Below are 17428 nucleotides of genomic sequence, written 5' to 3'. Positions count from 1 at the left end.
GTGTTTGCAATGGGCGATACATGTATATACATGTATCGATATTGTCACGCGAGAAACGAAGTTACAAGGCAGCCTGTCATTGGAAAATGTGATGACGCTGGCAAGGTTGTCCAAAAGGAAGGGGCGAGCAGAGCGTCAGCCGCTGTGGTTATTTGTGGCCCTGGGTCCAGGGATTAAAGCCACTTTCCACCGAATCTTGTTTGGCGGGCTCCTCAAGAGAATCGAGGTAGAGCGCTTCCACTTCAGCACGCGCCCAGGGTGTGCGACGCAAGAATTTGAGGCTGGATTTTACGCTGGGATCGTTTTTAAAACAGTTGATATTGATGAGTTTACTGAGTTCGACCCAGCCATATTGTGCCACTAACGCATTAACAATCATCTCGAGCGTCACGCCGTGCATGGGATCTTTAGAAGAGTGAGTCGTCATATTACGTCCTAATTGGCAGGCGGATGATTGGCGGGCAAGATTACAAGAAAGCCGCGCCGGCAGCAATGGTGTAGACTTGAGCTTAGCCATTTACTGAGGAAATAACGCGATGAGCGATAAGAAAATGATTTCAATCGATCAGTTTAATGAAGCCGAACGAATTGAAGTGGATGAGATCTTCAAAGGGTTAATGGAAAAACATCGCCAGCGCAGCGGTAAAGAGCCTGATGCGAAGAAAGAGAAAGAATATACCGCAGACGCGCGTCAGCAAGTGATGACCATTAAGCTAGCCAAAGAAAAAGCCAAAGCGGACAAAGCCAAAAAAACACCGACGCGCCGCAAGAAACCTGAAGCGCAATCTGCCAGCGAAGTCAGTGACTTCAACTGGTCTGCCTCAATTAATAAAGGGCGTCGTTAAGGGTTAACTCAGCAATCCGGCGCCGACATTCACTGACAATCCCAGAATGGCCAGATTGAAAATAAACGATATCACCGATTGCAGCAGCGCCAGCTTGCGCATTTCGGTGGTACCGGTTGCCACATCAGCGGTCTGCGATGCAACTGCGATGGTGAATGAGAAATAGAGGAAATCCCAGTAAGCCGGTTCGTCCGGTTTTTCCGGGAAAATCATGGGTGTGACATCCTGAGTGCGACGCAAATAGTGTTGGTGTGCGTAATGCATGGCAAATGAACTTGGCAGTAATGCCCAGGAGACAATCAACGTCATCGCGGTTAATAGCAGATGTAATACGCGCGGCGTGCCATTGAGAGTTTTTAGTGCCGGGAGTTCGCTCATGATCGCAACGATGCTGATCATGCAGGCCACAATAACCATGCCCAAGACCAACGCGGCGCTCTGATCTTGCATCTGGGCGATACGCTTGATCTCGCCAGCATCGGTACGCAGCATGCGAAACCAGATAAACCACAGATAAAGCCACGCCAGTACATTCCATCCAATCAATACGCGTTGCAACTCGCCCAGTTTTGCAGGCAGTAAGAAATAACAGACGACACCGGCAACAATCGAGATTAACAGACGTAGCCGCGCGAACAGATTTGTGGTGAGAGAAAAGGGCATGATGTCTTTTTTGCTGGGGTTTGAATCAGTTAACTGTAGTTGATGGCAGGAAAAACGCCTGAGATAGCTGTTACGAATCCTATCGGGATTTGAATGCTTGTCGGTTTAAGACGCTGGCTGAACGCTGCATTCTCAGACGTCGCTATGTGAATTCTGAGATTTCATGTGAGGGATTATTGCTAAAGATTGGCGTAGCGACGCCTTAATTTGATGGTGTTTTATACGATTTTTGAAGGCGGATTGATATCTCGCTTAGGCTGGACAGTATCAGCGATCAATAACTAAGTATACGCGAAGGCTACATTAATGGTGTTTTCATGTTTACTTGACGTTTTGGAAATGATTATGTTTACATATAAACTATATTTTATTGGTTTTTATGTAGACTTAATGATGAACAGAATGACCGCCATTACGCAGTTAAACATGTTTGATAAGAAAGGACGTTATGTCTTTACTCTTAGGGATTTAGCCAAAATTTTTTATGAAGATAGCGCGAAAACCCTTAAAGCAGGTTTAAATCGACTAGTAAAAGACGGCATCCTCACACGTGCTATCCGGGGGGTTTACGTTTACGCCTTAGCCAGAAGTAAAGATGCCTACACGCTTGAAAGGGTGGTATTAGCGCTGCGTAGAGGTGAATACAACTATCTTAGTCTGGAATCAGCGTTATCTGCTTATGGTGCTATCTCTCAGATTCCAATGAGCAGAATTACAGTGATGACCACTGGACGTTCTGAAGAGCATAAAACGCCCTATGGCGTTATTGAGTTTACCCATACCAAGCGTTCTCCCGAGCAGATTTTGCAAGACACATACATCGGTGACTCGCCTTTACGACAGGCCACGATGAAGACAGCACTCAGAGATTTGCGGCGGGTAGGGCGTAACCTGCATCTGGTCGATACAACGGAGCTTCAGGATGAATCAGAAGGTTAATTTTGCCGACTTAGTTGGTCAAGCCATGGAGTCAGCTGAACTTGATGGCATGCGAAATGTCGTTGAGAAAGAGCTACTGCATTACGACATTCTATTTTGCCTGGATAAAGAAGGATTACTACAGGACCTTACATTTCAGGGCGGAACATCGCTGAGACTGTGCTATGGCGGCAATCGCTTTAGCGAAGACCTTGATTTTGCGGGTGGTATGGGTTTTTCCAGCGTAGACCTTAAAAATCTCAGGAGTTGTATTGAGGACTACCTCGGCTCCCGATACGGCTTAGAAGTAACGGTAAAAGAACCAGCCGAGCTGAGGAACGAGCCAGGTTATGAAGAGATTAGAATTGATAAGTGGCAAGTATCGGTAACAACAGCACCAGAAAGAAGGGATATGCCAAAACAGCGTATCAAGATCGAAATCGCCAATGTACCCGCATACACCAGAAAACCCATGTCACTGACACGCAATTACAGCGTTTTGCCTGATGGTTACAGCGATACGCTGGTTATGTGTGAATCTCTCAACGAAATTATGAGTGACAAACTTATCTCTCTTGCTGCAACCACAAGGTATATTCGTTACCGCGATCTGTGGGATTTGCCTTGGCTACTGCAACAGAATGCTGTTTATGAAATTGATTTAGTTAAGAAAAAAATTAATGACTATAAAATTCCGCATTATGATGAATTGCTGGCACAACGTATTCAAAGCATTGGTGCAATTGTAGGTGATGGTCGCTTTTACAATGAGATGAAAAGATTCCTGCCACAGCAGGTTTTTGACCGTACATTGGGGCGCCCAGAATTCATCACTTATGCCAGCGGTCGGTTATCGTCGCTACTCGTGTCTCTACAAAACGAGTTGAGAGGTAAAGTCCATGATGAGTCATTTACTCTGTGAGCCATCGAACAGCATGAGAGGTTTGATGGCTTATACGCAATTGAAGCCGGTTAGGTCAGTGCGGGGAAATAACCATTTCCTGTATTGCCATAAACGATCAGCAGGATGTCGATTGGCAGTCGAGACACTCTGGCAGGACAAGACAGTGGAGAGCGGGTGAGCATGGTGTACAGCTTCTGGTGCGCCTTCAGACTCCTTATTTAACATAATATACATTATGCGCCATTTAGTCATCTGGCTAAGATAAGATGACCGCCTCTAATATGCGTGTGTTTTGTTGAGCTGTGCGTTCTACTGGCGCTGCTGGTTCAAGCGCTGAACATTTATGTGAGATGAAATTGAAGGATTTAAACCAGATTGGATTTCCCGTCCGCTACACGTCAGCGATGATGACCTGCCACCGACGGGAAATGATGAATTACTTCTTTCCGTTGCCAGCTTCCCGCGCTTTCAGACGACAGGCTTCGACAACCCAGGCTGAGAAGTTTTGAATGTTTTCGCTCTTCATACTCTCTTCGATTTGATCAATCAGCAGATGTGGGAAACGAATATGTTTTCGTCGGGTTTTGGAGTTTGTCATTTTATCCATGGTGATCCCTGGTCAGTTGTCTCACAAGTTTATTTTTGTATTGATTAAGCATCTGCTCAGGTTGACCCTAAGCAGATGTAAATAAACCAAAAAACAGATCCCTGCTCTTGTTATTGTTTATCGAGCAGTAACCGACTGTCCGCGAGGGAAAGTGGCTGGATCTGATGGGTCACCAGCAGCGTGGTTTTACCCTTAATGAGTTCTTTCAAGCAGTTAAGCACTAATTCGGTATTTACTGCGTCTAGCCCTTCGGTGGGCTCGTCCAGCAACACGATCGGCGCATGGGAAAGATACGCGCGGGCAATCCCAATCCTGCGGGCCTGACCACCAGACAGACGCCCTCCTAACTCTCCCACCAGGGTGTCGAGCCCCAGCGGAAATGCGCGGACTTCGTCGTCTAAAGCGGCGCGCGCCAGTGCATCCCATAAAGCCTCGTCATCCGCATCCGGTGCAACCAGGCGCAGGTTGTCTCGAATCGATGCGTTGAAGAGATAGGTTTTCTGGCCAACCACCGAGATCATCTGACGCAGTGTATCTTCAGAAAGCGTCCTGACCGGACAACCGCCAATAGTGACATCTCCCGCTGTCGTTTCCCAGAATCCCTGCACCAGATTTAATACGGTGGTTTTACCCGCTCCGCTGGGTCCCAAAATCGCCAGGCAATGGCCGACGGGCACGGTAAAACTCAGTTTATCCAGTACGTTGGGAGCATCAGGTGAATAACGCATCGTGACTGAATTAAATGACAGCTCACTGCTTTCCGGTACTGAGCTGGTTTCAGGCAAGACGATCGCCGGTGTCAGTTCGGTCATCGAGAACAATCGGCGTGCCGCTGCGCGCGTAGTGCCAAGGGCGGCAAAGGCAGCGGGCAACCCAGCCACCGCTTCAGTACTCGCCAGTATGGTGAACAGCAACATCACGATTTCACTGGCAGAAATGCCGGTTGCATGGCCAGTGTTAAACAACAGGATAAAGGCAAAAAATAACCCGAGCTGCCCCATTAAGGCGCAAAGCGCCCCGCCGCTGGCGCTAATCCAGGCTTGCCGACGCTGTGCGCTAATCAGTTGCTGAGACAGCTGGCGCAGATGATCGGTTTGATGGCTAACAGCCCCAACCAGCTGTAACTCTGCTAATCCCCGCACCAAATCGGTGGATGCTGCCTGAACGGATGAGCGCACGGTAGTAATCTGGTTGCCACTGGCTTGCGTCAGCGATGCCACAATCCAGGGCACGATCACGCCCGCAAGCATCAGCACCACGGCATCAATCAATGCCACTGAAGGTGAGAACCAGCAAATTCCTGCCAAAATGATGAGCGACGAAATCAGCCCTGCAATGGCCGGCGTCAGAATACGCAGATAGAAATTGTCGAGGCTATCAATATCAGCGCGAAAACGTGCCAGCACATCCCCATCGCGGAAATCCTGCAGTCGCGCAGGCGCAAGATGCGCTAATTGTTGATAGAACCAGACACGTAAAACCGACAACAAGCGCAACGTTGCATCGTGCGTGACTAATCTTTCCAGATAACGCGCGAAAGTACGTAATACCGCAAGGCCACGAATCGCCGCAGCCGGAGTGAAGAACTCCAGTGCCAGAGAGCCTACGCCAGCCAGCGCCATGGAGGTGATAAACCAGCCTGACAAGGCAAGCAGTGCAACGTTGGAGAGAATCACAATCACAGAGAGCAATATCCCCACCGCCATGCGGAAACGCCATGGGCGCGCCAGGCGCAAGAGATGGCAAAGATCCTTCATGCAAGGTCTCCTGTTTGCAGACGCTCGAGTTCAGCGAATACCCCAGCCTGATCGCGCAGTGCCTGCGGCGTTCCCGACTCGACCACACGCCCTTTCGCCAGCACGATAACCCGGTCAGCCGTGGCAGCGATCTCCGTATCGTGGGTGATGATCAAGCGTGCGCTATCCGGTAATGTGTCACTCAACGCGGCAATCATTTGCTGTGCTGTCTGACGATCCAGCGCCACCGTGGGTTCATCAAGAATCACCACCGCTGGCGCACTCAATACGGCGCGCGCCATCGCAATACGCTGGATCTGCCCACCGGACAGCCCTTTCCCACCGTCGCCCAGCCGGTATTCATAGTGCGCCGGCAGTAACTGGATAAACGTGTCAGCCTGAGCCAGCTTTGCTGCTGCTTCAACCTCTGCCTGGCTGATACCTGAACGCGACAACAGGATATTTTCCGCAATCGAACCGGCAAAGAGGGTCGGCCGCTGCGGGAGCCAGCCAATCTGTTGCTGCCATGCGGGAAGATCTAATGATGAAAGATCGCTGCCATCAATGACGATGCGTCCAGAGTTTGGGGTAATAAAGCCCAATAACAGGCGCGATAACGTCGTTTTACCGGCGCCGCTGGTGCCGACAATCGCCAGTGTTTCCCCGCTTCGCAAAGTCAACGAGACATCCGCGACTCCGCCGCCCTCTTCATACTGATAGCTCACGCCTTCCACGTTGATTTCACGCGGTTTTGCCGGGAGTTCGGCGTGGCCTTGCGACGATGCAGGCACTTCAGCATTCAGGATCGCCAGTAGACCTTCCGTCGCGCCAATGGCATCCATTCGGGCATGATAGTGCGTGCCCAAATCGCGCAGCGGACGGAAAAATTCCGGTGCCAGCAACAAGGCAAACAGCCCAGGCAGGAAGCCCATCTCGCCATAGAACAGACGGAATCCAACATACACCGCCACCATCGCGGTGCTGATGGTGGCAAAAAATTCCAGCACTAATGAGGAAAGGAATGCCAGTCGCAACACCTTCATGGTGGTCTGACGATAGCTGTCCGAGATCGCCGCGATAATGTTCGCTTGCCGGCGCGCCGCATTGGTCTGACGAAGCGTTGTCAGGCCAGCAATTACATCAAAGAAGTGGGCACTCATCAGACTGAGTTTGTGCCACTGCTTCAGGCTCATTTTCTCTGCGCCCTTTCCTACGACGATCATGAACAACGGCACCAGCGGCGCGGTGATCAGCATGATCAAGCCGGAGACCCAGTCAAAAGGAAAAAGCGCCACCAGAATGGCTAGCGGCACAATGCCGATGATAATTTTTTGCGGAAGAAAACCGGAAAAATAGGCTTCGATAGCTTCGACGCCTTCGCCAAGGGAGCTGGCGATACTGCCCGTACGTTGATGCTGGCTCCAGGCTGGACCCAACGCAGCGATACGATCTAACAACATGCCGCGCAGTCCCTGGCGGATACGTGCAGAAGCTTCAAATGCAAAGCCCTGACGCAGGATATCGATCCCTGCGCGCAGCAACATCACCACCGGGAGCCACAAGAGATAAGGCAGGAGTGCAGTAAAGTTTTTACCGCCGAGCACAGCGTTGCTGATCAGCCAGGCTAACAGCCAGCACTGTGCAATCATCAGTATGGCATTGAGCGCCGCCATACTGATGGACAGTGAAAATAAACCGCCCGCCTGGCGACGCAGGCTCGAAAGCCAACGTTCCGCCAGGCGGGCTGCCATTCCACTTGGAGGGGAACTCGCAGACATAATGTCTTAGTGTCCCCCGTGACCAACCAGCTTGGAGATACGGCCGCGGAATACCCAGATCTGATACCAGTTATACATCAGCATCACCGGCACAAAACCACCCATGGTCATGGTGAAGGTAATCAGCGAAACCTGTGGGCTGGCGCCCGCCCAGATGGTCCAGGTGCCTGGCACGATCCATGGGAACATGGTCAGTAACATACCGAAGCCCAGAATGAATGCCGCGCCATTGAACCACATCACCGCTGCAAAATCTTTGTCCTTCAGAGTGTCACGACGCACCTGATCAATACAGACCAGTGCGATTAAGCCAAACAGGCCCCAGATCCAGAAATGCGGACCAAACCATTTCGCACGTGCCCAGTCGAAGATCACCGCACTCCACACCCAGGTAATCACCACGGCAGCAATCGCTAACCAGAAAATCACTGCAGTCCAGCGAGCTGCATCCTGACGAATCGGTTCATTTTTCTCGAAGCGAGCACGCACGAACAGTACGCCTGCCAGCGTCATTGCCACACAGGAAGCCACACCGGTCCAGATGGAAAACGCTGAAATAAAGTTAAATGCGCCGCCCACATAGGTTGGAACCCCTTGAGCTGGCGAATCCATCTGGAAACCTTGCAGCAACGCGCCAACGCTCATCCCACCAAAGAAAGTGACCGCGAGGCTGGCGACACCGAAGATGCCGTCAGAAAACTTCTGCCAGAATGGCGAGGCCAGATGACGGAACTCCAGGGCAACCGCACGAGACATAATGCCCCACAGTACCAGCGCCATCGGCACCATCAGATAGCTAAACGCCGAACCGTAAACAAACGGGAAGGTGCCGAACATAATCCCGCCGGCGACGATCAGCCAGGTTTCGTTGGCATCCCAGGTGCCGGCCATTGCCGACATGATCGCGCCACGTTCATCATGGTCGCGGACGAAGAGCGAGAAGATCCCTGCCCCCAGGTCGGCGCCATCCAGCGCGATATATAAAAGAACACTGATACCAAAGGCTAACCACCAGGCGATGATCAGGAAGTGCTGAGTCGAATTAAGCATGTCCATGGATTTCTTCTCCCATCAAACCGGACGGATATATTCAGGATGGTCAGCATGGCCACTGGCAGGCATTTCAAGGTGACCCAAATGCTCATGCCCCTCGCCCGGAATTTTGCTGGTCAAATCAGGACCAATACGCACCACTTTCGCCAGGAACCAAATGGTGCCAGCGACCACCGCAGTTTCAAAGATGGCAAAGCCCACCAGCCAGAAGATCGCCAGACCCAGGGTCATTGGACTCATACCGTCTTCGGTGCGCATCAGGCCATAAACGATCCACGGCTGACGGCCAATTTCGCGCGTCCACCAGCCCGCAATCACGGCGATATAAGGCAGGACCACCATAATAACGGCCAGCGCCAGGAACAGCTTATTGCGCGGAGCCCGCTCAGCGGTCATGCGACGACGTGCAATCAGCCAGACGCCCCAGAGGCTCACCAGCAACATGGCACCAGCAGCGCCTGACATGGCGCGGAAAGCGTAGAACGGCAACACCACAGGCGGTTGCTGATCTTTCGGGAAGCTGTTCAGGCCCGTTACCGTACCGTTCCAGGTTTTGGTTTCAATCAGGCTTAAACCGTGCGGGATATCGATAGACCATGCGAGGCCAGTGCCTTCTTTGTTTGGCCAACCCAGAATATGCCAGGCACTGTTGACGTTACCCGCTGAATCATAAGTATCGTAGTGCCCTTCCATTGCCGCCAGCGCCGCCGGTTTATGTTCCAGCGTTGCTTCACCCAGCACGTCACCCATATAAATCTGAACGGCGGCGACCACGGCCAGCGCCATCAGTGAATACTTCAGGGGTTTCAGGAACAGGTCCACATGACGTTGTTTCAGCACATACCAGGCACAGGTTGCCACCACGAAGCAGAGCGACAACTCAAAACTCGCCAGCAGCATGTGCGGGAAGGCACTGCGCGCATTCGGGTTAAACAGTGCGGCCAGCCAGTCGGTCACAATGAAGATGCCGTTATGCAGTTCAACACCGGTGGGTGTCTGCATCCAGGAGTTAGCCACCAGGATCCACATCGCAGAAAGCGTCGAAGAGAGCGCCACGTTAAAGGTCGCAAACAGGTGCATCCCTTTACTGATCTTGCCCCAGCCAAAAATCATCAGGCCGATAAAGCCCGCTTCGTACATAAAGGCGGTGATGGTCTCATAGCCGAGCACCTGACCAAAGAACGGGCCAGCAGCCTGCGAGAAGCGGCCATAAAGAATACCAAAGGCCATTTCCATGGTGACACCGGTTGCCACGCCAGCACCGAAGTTAACGATAAACAGCTTTTCAAAGAAGCGACACAGGCGATACCACTGCTCATCTTGCTTCCTGACCCACATCAGTTCAGAAATGAACAACAGTGCAGCCAGTCCGATGGTTAGCGGGGGGAAAATGATGTGAATGGATGAAATTAGCGCGAAGTCAATACGCGTGATCAGCGATGTAAGATCGTTACTTAGCATGACTATCTTCTTTTTTTGAGTGACCGAATTAGTTAACGGCAATCCAGCGCCATTTCACGAGTTATGAAGTGAGATTGGTGCATAACAAGTTGAAATCGGTGCCGCACTGTCGTCTTTCTCTTAACTACGAGCAACAACCACAGTATATTTTCCAGACAGATGACGACTGGAGAATAGGTTATTCACTTCGGCGTTCGTTCCGGAGAAAGAACGGGGAAAATAAATCATGATTGTTAACGAAATGTCTGTCGATAACACTTGCAGGCGTAGGTATCGACACCGCTCGTAATAAGAATTTTTCTGTAAATTATTCTATATTTTCGTTTACACAAAGGCATCCTAATTAAAGGGGTAACTTGTAACAAAAAGCAAAAAATCGCGCTATAAATGAATGATTTTCATGTGAATTAAATGTAGCGACACAGTTAACCCAGAAATAAACTTTGATTTTTATCAACTTAATTCAAGGTTTTAGCTTGGTTTTGAGCGTTAATTATGTTGCATTCAAAGGAGAAATCATCAGTGTTCATCCCGTAATGATGCGATTATCTTATTATTTAGCAGGGTTACAATTACCGTAGACATACGGTCAACATCAATAATACGGAATTTTAACAAGCATTGAGTTATTGTATTTTAATAACAGCCAGAATGATTTAATTTAACAAACCAAAAACAATTGTCACTTTTAGAACACTTTATTCCTGCGCCATTAAATCTTTAAAAATCTCTCTATTAAATATACCGACTCGTAACATTAAAGACACACCGTGCGCACACTTGTCACATTAATAATGAATCAGGCGACATTTATTTATGGCAAATAAAGGGCTGGCGAGGCAGAGTGAGTGGGAGCAAGAAATCACGCGCAGAAACGAAAATTTTTGAGAGCGAATGGAAAATGCCGGCAACCCATAAGGTTGTCAGCATAGGAGAACGTCAGCGTGCAGGGTAGTTCGTGTTTTAGCGTGAGGCTGGAATGGCGACCCGTCCGTCAAATAACAGTCGTGCCGTGCGTATCAAGCCGCTTTGCGTCACCTTCCCTGCCTCATCACAGGTCAGCATCACGCTAAACTCACCGCTTGGATGTTCCACCGCCAGACGCTGCTGCCTGTCATCGGTAATCTGCGCGATTCCCTTCGTCACGGAACCGGGGATCAGGCAGGCCGTGGCCACACTCACCGCACCCAATACACCAATAGAAGCGTGACAGCGATGCGGAATAAACGTCCGCGTCGATAGCGCACCGCCATTAACGGGCGGAGCAATAAGGGTCAGTTTCGGCACAGTTCGTTTGGTCACGTCTCCGAGGTTCATCAAAGGACCCGCTTGTAAGCGGATGGATTCCAGACGGGCTTTTAACTCAACGTTGCTTTCAAGCTGCTCGCGGGTCTCCTGGCCAGTGCATCCCACATCCTCAGCACGCAGGATCACCACCGGCATACCGTTATCAATGCAGGTCACCTCAATCCCGTCAAACCGATTACGCGCCTCACCGGTCGGTAACAGCGATCCGCAGCTGGACCCTGCAATATCCTCGAATTGCAGAATTTGCTCTGCACCAAAACCTGGTACGCCGTCTATCTGCGTATCGCCCTGATATTCCACCGTGCCATCGGGCGTGGCAAGTTGCGCCACCGCGATTTGCCCGGTGTTAACCATAAAGATGCGCACGCGCGTGATGTCATGCTGTGCGTTTATCAGGCCTTTCTCGATGGCAAACGGCGCCACGGCGGCAAGAATGTTGCCGCAGTTCTGTCCATAATCGACCACCGCTTGATCCACGTTAACCTGTGCAAACAGGTAATCGACATCGGCATCACAACGCGTGGACGGAGAAATAATCGCCACTTTACTGGTCAGCGGATCGGAACCGCCGATGCCGTCAATTTGACGTGGATCCGGTGAACCCATGACGGCCAGCAACACGCGGTCTCGCTGCGTTCCCGCTTCCGGCAGATCGCTGGCAAGGAAACACGCGGCTTTGGAGGTGCCGCCTCGCATCAAAACACAGGGTATCAGCGTCTGTTTCATAGTGAACTCTTTTGCAGAGCATCCAGAGACTCCACGTAGCGCAATCCCTTCTCCGCTAACGTGCCACGCATCTGATAAATATCCAGTCCAAGCTCTCCGGCAGCCAGTCTTACTCGCTTACTCTCCTCATTGGCGACCCGCTGCTGGGTTGTCCCGGCAACAGTTATCGCCTCTGCTCGCGGCACAATCACTACGCCATCATCATCGGCAACCACCATATCGCCAGGATAAACCAGCTGACCGGCACAGATAATCGGCACATTCACCGAACCCAGCGTGGCTTTTACCGTTCCCTGGGCGAACACCGCACGTGACCAAACCGGGAAACCCATCTCACGCAGAGTCTGGCTGTCACGGATACCGATATCGCCGACCAGCGCCACCACACCGCGCGCTTTAAGCGAGGTGGCCAGCAGATCACCAAAGAAGCCATCATGGCAATCCGAGGTCGGTGCCACCAGCAGTACATCGCCAGGCTGACACTGTTCGACGGCAACATGAAACATCCAGTTATCCCCGGGAGAAACCAGCACCGTGACCGCACTGCCGGCTATCGATACGCCCTGCTGGATCGGTCGTATCCGGACATCAAGTAGACCTTGTCGCTGTTGCGCTTCGTGGACGGTTGCCACTCCGGCACGGGCGAACTGCGCGATCAGAGCGGAATCGCCCCGCTCAATCTTCGTAACAACAATGCCTTTCTGGTTCACCGCGATCATGAGAGATCCTCCGTTACCCGTGGGAACAGGCTCTGATAGCCTTCGCCGTGTGTGATGACGCGCGTCGAAGCAATCCCCGTATTACGTTTGGCCTGCACGCCCCGCTGTAGCGCCACGCGCGTGTAGTATTCCCACAAATGTTCCTGCCCGGCCATGCACTGAATCGCCTGGTATTTCTTTTCCCAAACTGAGGTGATATCCAGCAGCACATCCGGTTTCCACAGGCATTGTTCAGGTTGATGCGGTTCAAAACAGTAAACCGGCGGCGCGCCGATAATCGGTTCTCCCGGACGATACCCTTCTGCCTGCGCAATGATGCGTGCTTCCTGCGTAAGATTCGCCGCCAGCGGATGATCGTAGTTATAAGGATCGGCAATCGAGTGCGTCAATACAAAGTGTGGCTGCACGCGGCGAAACACATCGGCCAGGCGGAACAGCGTATCCTTATCTGCGCGTAGGGGATAATCGCCAAGATCGAAGAACTCAATGCTCGCTCCTAACACATCCGCGGCCCGTTCGGCCTCGGCCTGCCGGTGCTGCTTAACGGTCTGCTCGGTCATGTTGCCTTTGCGCCACAGTTTTGCCGACTCACCGCGCTCCCCGTAAGAGAGGCAGACAACGTGCACGTCATAGCCGCTCGCACTGTGCAAAGCGATAGCACCGCCTGCGCGCCAGACAAAGTCAGCGGAATGGGCACTGACCACCAGGGCACTCTTTTTCACTGTGTTTTCCATTGTGTTCCCCTTCTGTTGCGTTTTTTTCATCCTGACACGCAGCATCCAGACCGAATAATGCCTTTCGTTGTGCGAGCTATGATTTTTATTTATGTTGTGATCATTATCAGAGGCTCAGGAGCAGAAGGCATGCTGGCAAGTGAAGACGCTAACCACATTAAAATCATGCAGCTAAGATCACTTTGTATGATTGCCGAACGGGGAACTGTCTCGGAGGCTGCAGGAGATTTATTTCGCACGCAATCGGCAGTGACGCGATCGATACGTGATCTGGAACACACTCTGGCGACGCCTTTGTTTGAACGTCATGCCAGCGGGATGCTGCTCACCGAGAAGGGAAAATGCGTGCTACCCCGCGCCCAGCGCGCCCTTCAGGAACTCAAACAGATACCCGCACTTCTCGCCCGATTTAAACAGCGCGAATCTATGCGTGATGAAGCCGAACCGATTTGGTTGTTCAACGTCAGACGCCTGCAGATATTTTTACGGCTGTTTCATCTGCAGCACACGCAAAGCGTGGCCAGCTCGCTGGCTATCAGCCAGCCCGCCGTCAGTGCCGCGTTAAAGGTGCTGGAGAAAGGGGCCAATATCGTGCTGTTCCAGCGATCCCCGCGAGGCATGCAGCCGACGTCCGCCGCACGTGAAATGGCGCCACATATCAGCCGCGCCCTGAATGAAATTCGCCATATCCCGGAAGATCTTGCCGCTCAGCAAGGGGTTTTGCAGGGCACCGTTCATATTGGTGCCCTGCCATTGTGTCGCAGTGTGTTATTGCCCCGCGCGATCACCCGCTTAGTGACGGCACATCCGGCAATCAAAGTCGTGACCAATGAAAGTGCCTTTAGCACGCTGATTACCGAACTCCGTGCAGGTGACGTTGATCTGATTGTCGGTGCCTTACGTCATGACAGCAACGTTAATGATATCGATAATCGCCGGCTGTTTAGCGAAGAGCTGGTGCTGCTCGCCAGGCCACAACATCCATTAGTGGGTCGAGCATTAAGCGCTGCCGATCTCGTTGACACACAGTGGATTTTGCCGCGTGAAAACAGCCCGGCCCGCCATCTGTTAGAACACGCCTTTGCCACATTGGACATTCCGGCACCCAAACCGGTGGTGGAGAGCGGTGACCTGGCGATCGTGCGCGGTTTATTAATGGACTCCGATATGGTGGCAGCCGTGTCATGGCACCAACTGGAGTACGAATTGAAGTCGGGCACGCTCAAACCTTTATCCTTTCCTCTGCCCGATACCCGTCGTGATATTGGTATTACATTGCGCGCGGGTGCGCTGCATTCCCCGGCCACGCTGGCACTGATTAAGTGCATCAACGCCGAAGCTCATACAACAGCGACCTAAACGAAATTCATACAATGTTGGTACGCCGTTCACTCATATCCCCCTTTCCAGCGGTCAGCACAAACCCGAATTTAGACCGTGGATTATGACAGCTCGCTCACAATATAAACGTAACTCATACCGCTAAAAGCCTTTTTTGACAGACAGTCTGCGGCACGGTGCTTACCGTTGAGTTGGATGAGTTAATCATGACTCGTCATTCAATAGACTTTGCGTGCCCGTAGAGAGAGCGAACGTATGAATACAAATAAGCTGGTCGACATCAAAGCCTGGATTGATTCACGACCCATTTCCGCCTTTCAATGGCGCGTGTTATTTCTCTGCCTGATCATCATTATGTTCGACGGTTACGATGCCGCCGTGATGGGATTTATTGCGCCGGCGTTGATAGAGCAGTGGCATATCTCACGCGCCGCAATGGGGCCGATTCTGGGGGCAGCGATGTTTGGCGTGGCGATTGGCGCATTGATCGCCGGTCCTTTGTCCGATCGCTTTGGCCGTAAAAAAATCATCCTGCTTGCGGTACTGATGTTCTCCGCTTTCAGTCTGATCTGCGCCTTCGCCACCACGCCGCTGCAAATGGCGATGATGCGATTCATTGCCGGGCTCGGGCTGGGCGCAGTCATGCCCAACTGTGTCACGCTGCTGGCAGAATATATGCCTGAGCGCCGTAAGGGCGTGATGATTACCCTGATGTTCAGCGGCTTTAATATCGGCTCCGGGCTGGGTGGATTTATTGCGGCGGCGTTGCTGGCGCACTATCACTGGAATGCTGTGCTCATTTTCGGCGGTGCACTGCCGCTGCTGCTGCTTCCCTTGTTAAGTTATCTGCTGCCTGAATCTGCGTTGAATTTGGTGGTGCGCCGGGCGCCACGCGCGAAGATTGCCGCGTTGCTTAATCGCATGGGCGGCCAGTTTCAGCAGGATGCGGCGTTCGTGCTCAACTCTCCTCGGATCCATCGTAACAGCACCATTTCACAGCTCTTCCACCACGGTTTTGCCCGCGGCACGATCATTTTGTGGGTGACCTACTTTATGGGATTGTTTGTGATTTATCTGCTTAACGGCTGGCTGCCGACCATTATGCGCTCGGGCGGCATTTCCCTTGAACAGGCGGCCATTCTGGCGGGATTGTTCCAGTTAGGCGGTCCACTTGGCGGTATTCTGGTGGGTGCATTGATGGATAAGTGCAACGCCAGAGTGGTGATTGGCGTGGTCTATCTGCTGGGTTGTCTCTGCTTGTTAGCACAGGGCATCTTCGCGTTTTCCGGGGTGGCTCTGGGCGTATTCATTTTCGTTATCGGCACGTGTATTAATGGCGCACAGAATGGTCTGCAGGTTTATTCTCCTGCGTATTACCCTACTGAAATACGCGCCACCGGCGTGAGCTGGATGCACGGCATTGGCCGCACCGGTGCCATCCTCAGCTCTTCGATTGGCGGATTGCTGATGGGTGCGTTCCCGGCGCAGTCGGCGATTTTCTATATTCTCGCTCTACCCGCTTTACTGGCCGCGATCAGTATTGTGCTTCATCGTAACGTTTCTCTGTCTCTGAAAATAAAGGGCGCAGCGCTGGATGACCTTCCGGCGCTGTCACAAACTCTCAATAAATAGGATTGGCATCATGACATCTCAATCTTCTGAACCCTGCTTCGATATTGCGCATCTTGCTCACGTGGAGCTTTACACCGACAAGTTTGAAGAGAGCCTTAACTTCTTTGTGAATGTCTATGGCTTAACAATCACCGCGCAGGACGACGAGCACGCCTGGCTGCGCGCCTGGGATGATTATGAGTTTCACAGCCTGAAACTCACGCGTCATCACACTACCGGTGTGGGGCACATTGCTTATCGCGCCGCTTCGCAGGCTGCGCTGGAACGGCGTGTTGCGGCGATTGAAGCGAGCCCCTATGAAGTGCTCGGTTGGGTCAACGACGATCAGGGCCACGGCCAGGCATTTCGCTTTACCGATCCCTTTGGCCACATTTTTGAGATCTATTACGACACGGTCCGATATCAGGCACCTGACGATCAACGTCCGTCGCTGAAAAACCTGTCCCAGCGTTACCATGCGCGTGGCGCCTGTCCGCGCCGTCTCGATCACCTCAATCTGTTGGCTGCCGATGTCAGTGAATTCAAGCGCTTTATGGAAATTTGTTTAGGCTCCCGCGTAACAGAGATGATTCAGCTGGATAATGGCCGCATTGGTGGCTGCTGGTTCACCATCAATAATAAAACCTATGATTTGGCCTGTACCGAAGAGCACGGTGGCGGCAACGGGCGACTGCATCATGTGACCTACGCCACCGACACGCGGGAAGACATTCTGCGCGCGGCCGACATCTTCCTGGAAAACGGCGTGCACATTGAAACCGGCCCACACAAACATGCCATTCAGGGCACATTTTTCCTCTATGTCTGGGAACCGGCAGGAAATCGGGTTGAGCTGGCCAATTCCGGCGCACGTCTGATTCTGGCGCCAGACTGGCAGACCGTGGTCTGGACGGAGAGCGAGCGTAAGAAAGGCCAGGCGTGGGGCCTGAAGACCATTGAGACCTTCCATACTCATGGCACACCGCCGATGCCCACGCAAAATCATTAACCCTTCAACAGAACA

16 protein-coding genes are annotated in these 17428 nt (G+C 52.1%); 6 read left to right on the top strand and 10 right to left on the bottom strand.

The genetic code is table 11. The features are described 5' to 3' along the window. Positions 1-148: 148 nt before the first annotated feature. Positions 149-427 (bottom strand): VF530 family DNA-binding protein, encoded by a 279-nt coding sequence (locus VH86_RS15185; RefSeq protein ID WP_045833412.1) that lies wholly within the window; start codon positions 425-427, stop codon positions 149-151. 109 nt (positions 428-536) lie between these two features. Between VH86_RS15185 and VH86_RS15180 the strand changes: the two genes are divergently transcribed. Then, complete coding sequence (locus VH86_RS15180) at positions 537-845, top strand: hypothetical protein (protein WP_038647003.1); 309 nt, start codon at positions 537-539, stop codon at positions 843-845. A gap of 3 nt (positions 846-848) precedes the next feature. Here the strand turns inward: VH86_RS15180 and VH86_RS15175 are convergent, their stop codons facing one another. Continuing rightward, entirely contained in the window at positions 849-1508 is a 660-nt protein-coding gene (locus VH86_RS15175) for a DUF1345 domain-containing protein (protein WP_045833411.1), read from the bottom strand. A gap of 393 nt (positions 1509-1901) precedes the next feature. Between VH86_RS15175 and abiEi the strand changes: the two genes are divergently transcribed. Both abiEi and VH86_RS15165 read left to right on the top strand, forming a co-directional pair. Continuing rightward, positions 1902-2447 (top strand): type IV toxin-antitoxin system AbiEi family antitoxin, encoded by a 546-nt coding sequence (abiEi, locus tag VH86_RS15170; RefSeq protein WP_045833444.1) that lies wholly within the window; start codon positions 1902-1904, stop codon positions 2445-2447. After that, complete coding sequence (locus VH86_RS15165) at positions 2431-3348, top strand: nucleotidyl transferase AbiEii/AbiGii toxin family protein (protein ID WP_045833410.1); 918 nt, start codon at positions 2431-2433, stop codon at positions 3346-3348. Before abiEi ends, VH86_RS15165 begins: the two co-directional genes overlap by 17 nt. 418 nt (positions 3349-3766) lie before the next feature. On the opposite strand, the gene VH86_RS25150 is transcribed toward VH86_RS15165, so the two are convergent. From VH86_RS25150 to VH86_RS15130, 8 genes are all read right to left on the bottom strand, one after another. Further along, a complete protein-coding gene (locus VH86_RS25150; RefSeq protein ID WP_072050617.1) occupies positions 3767-3937 on the bottom strand; it encodes a YlcI/YnfO family protein in 171 nt (56 codons plus the stop codon). Between the two features lie 110 nt (positions 3938-4047). Continuing rightward, complete coding sequence (cydC, locus tag VH86_RS15160; protein WP_045833409.1) at positions 4048-5694, bottom strand: thiol reductant ABC exporter subunit CydC; 1647 nt, start codon at positions 5692-5694, stop codon at positions 4048-4050. Next, positions 5691-7424, bottom strand: coding sequence for a thiol reductant ABC exporter subunit CydD (gene cydD / locus VH86_RS15155; protein WP_082082867.1), 1734 nt, complete (start codon positions 7422-7424; stop codon positions 5691-5693). The genes cydC and cydD overlap by 4 nt, the downstream gene beginning before the upstream one ends. Positions 7425-7457: 33 nt before the next feature. Continuing rightward, positions 7458-8507 carry a cytochrome d ubiquinol oxidase subunit II gene (locus VH86_RS15150; RefSeq protein ID WP_034823522.1) on the bottom strand — a complete coding sequence of 350 codons (1050 nt, stop codon included), beginning with the start codon at positions 8505-8507 and terminating at the stop codon, positions 7458-7460. A 15-nt stretch (positions 8508-8522) separates the two neighbouring features. After that, positions 8523-9965, bottom strand: coding sequence for a cytochrome ubiquinol oxidase subunit I (locus tag VH86_RS15145; protein ID WP_045833407.1), 1443 nt, complete (start codon positions 9963-9965; stop codon positions 8523-8525). Between the two features lie 963 nt (positions 9966-10928). Continuing rightward, entirely contained in the window at positions 10929-11999 is a 1071-nt protein-coding gene (locus tag VH86_RS15140) for a 4-oxalomesaconate tautomerase (protein ID WP_045833406.1), read from the bottom strand. After that, a complete protein-coding gene (locus tag VH86_RS15135; protein ID WP_045814269.1) occupies positions 11996-12718 on the bottom strand; it encodes a 4-carboxy-4-hydroxy-2-oxoadipate aldolase/oxaloacetate decarboxylase in 723 nt (240 codons plus the stop codon). The genes VH86_RS15140 and VH86_RS15135 overlap by 4 nt, the downstream gene beginning before the upstream one ends. After that, the gene (locus VH86_RS15130; protein WP_045814268.1) at positions 12715-13452 is read right to left on the bottom strand and encodes a PIG-L deacetylase family protein; all 738 of its coding nucleotides are present in this window, start codon (positions 13450-13452) and stop codon (positions 12715-12717) included. Before VH86_RS15130 ends, VH86_RS15135 begins: the two co-directional genes overlap by 4 nt. Positions 13453-13581: 129 nt before the next feature. Between VH86_RS15130 and VH86_RS15125 the strand changes: the two genes are divergently transcribed. The 3 genes from VH86_RS15125 to VH86_RS15115 all read left to right on the top strand — a co-directional run bounded on the left by VH86_RS15125 (position 13582) and on the right by VH86_RS15115 (position 17413). Beyond that, entirely contained in the window at positions 13582-14811 is a 1230-nt protein-coding gene (locus tag VH86_RS15125; protein WP_045833405.1) for a LysR substrate-binding domain-containing protein, read from the top strand. Positions 14812-15048: 237 nt separating this feature from the next. Then, positions 15049-16425: an aromatic acid/H+ symport family MFS transporter gene (locus VH86_RS15120; RefSeq protein WP_045833404.1), complete on the top strand. Its 1377-nt coding sequence runs from the start codon at positions 15049-15051 to the stop codon at positions 16423-16425. Positions 16426-16435: 10 nt separating this feature from the next. Beyond that, positions 16436-17413 (top strand): VOC family protein, encoded by a 978-nt coding sequence (locus VH86_RS15115; protein ID WP_045833403.1) that lies wholly within the window; start codon positions 16436-16438, stop codon positions 17411-17413. Positions 17414-17428 lie beyond the last annotated feature (15 nt).

The sequence above is a fragment of the Pantoea sp. BL1 genome (assembly GCF_000963985.1).
In the GTDB taxonomy this organism is placed as follows: Bacteria; Pseudomonadota; Gammaproteobacteria; order Enterobacterales; family Enterobacteriaceae; genus Pantoea; species Pantoea rwandensis_B.
Note: the sequence above shows the minus strand (reverse complement) of the source record. Positions and strands in the feature narration are given on the sequence as shown.

Bases quoted from the DNA above. Each gene is read 5' to 3' on its own strand.
- VH86_RS15185 (WP_045833412.1), bottom strand. From the start codon at position 427: ATGACGACTCACTCTTCTAAAGATCCCATGCACGGCGTGACGCTCGAG.
- VH86_RS15180 (WP_038647003.1), top strand. From the start codon at position 537: ATGAGCGATAAGAAAATGATTTCAATCGATCAGTTTAATGAAGCCGAA.
- VH86_RS15175 (WP_045833411.1), bottom strand. From the start codon at position 1,508: ATGCCCTTTTCTCTCACCACAAATCTGTTCGCGCGGCTACGTCTGTTA.
- abiEi (WP_045833444.1), top strand. From the start codon at position 1,902: ATGAACAGAATGACCGCCATTACGCAGTTAAACATGTTTGATAAGAAA.
- VH86_RS15165 (WP_045833410.1), top strand. From the start codon at position 2,431: ATGAATCAGAAGGTTAATTTTGCCGACTTAGTTGGTCAAGCCATGGAG.
- VH86_RS25150 (WP_072050617.1), bottom strand. From the start codon at position 3,937: ATGGATAAAATGACAAACTCCAAAACCCGACGAAAACATATTCGTTTC.
- cydC (WP_045833409.1), bottom strand. From the start codon at position 5,694: ATGAAGGATCTTTGCCATCTCTTGCGCCTGGCGCGCCCATGGCGTTTC.
- cydD (WP_082082867.1), bottom strand. From the start codon at position 7,424: ATGGCAGCCCGCCTGGCGGAACGTTGGCTTTCGAGCCTGCGTCGCCAG.
- VH86_RS15150 (WP_034823522.1), bottom strand. From the start codon at position 8,507: ATGGACATGCTTAATTCGACTCAGCACTTCCTGATCATCGCCTGGTGG.
- VH86_RS15145 (WP_045833407.1), bottom strand. From the start codon at position 9,965: ATGCTAAGTAACGATCTTACATCGCTGATCACGCGTATTGACTTCGCG.
- VH86_RS15140 (WP_045833406.1), bottom strand. From the start codon at position 11,999: ATGAAACAGACGCTGATACCCTGTGTTTTGATGCGAGGCGGCACCTCC.
- VH86_RS15135 (WP_045814269.1), bottom strand. From the start codon at position 12,718: ATGATCGCGGTGAACCAGAAAGGCATTGTTGTTACGAAGATTGAGCGG.
- VH86_RS15130 (WP_045814268.1), bottom strand. From the start codon at position 13,452: ATGGAAAACACAGTGAAAAAGAGTGCCCTGGTGGTCAGTGCCCATTCC.
- VH86_RS15125 (WP_045833405.1), top strand. From the start codon at position 13,582: ATGCTGGCAAGTGAAGACGCTAACCACATTAAAATCATGCAGCTAAGA.
- VH86_RS15120 (WP_045833404.1), top strand. From the start codon at position 15,049: ATGAATACAAATAAGCTGGTCGACATCAAAGCCTGGATTGATTCACGA.
- VH86_RS15115 (WP_045833403.1), top strand. From the start codon at position 16,436: ATGACATCTCAATCTTCTGAACCCTGCTTCGATATTGCGCATCTTGCT.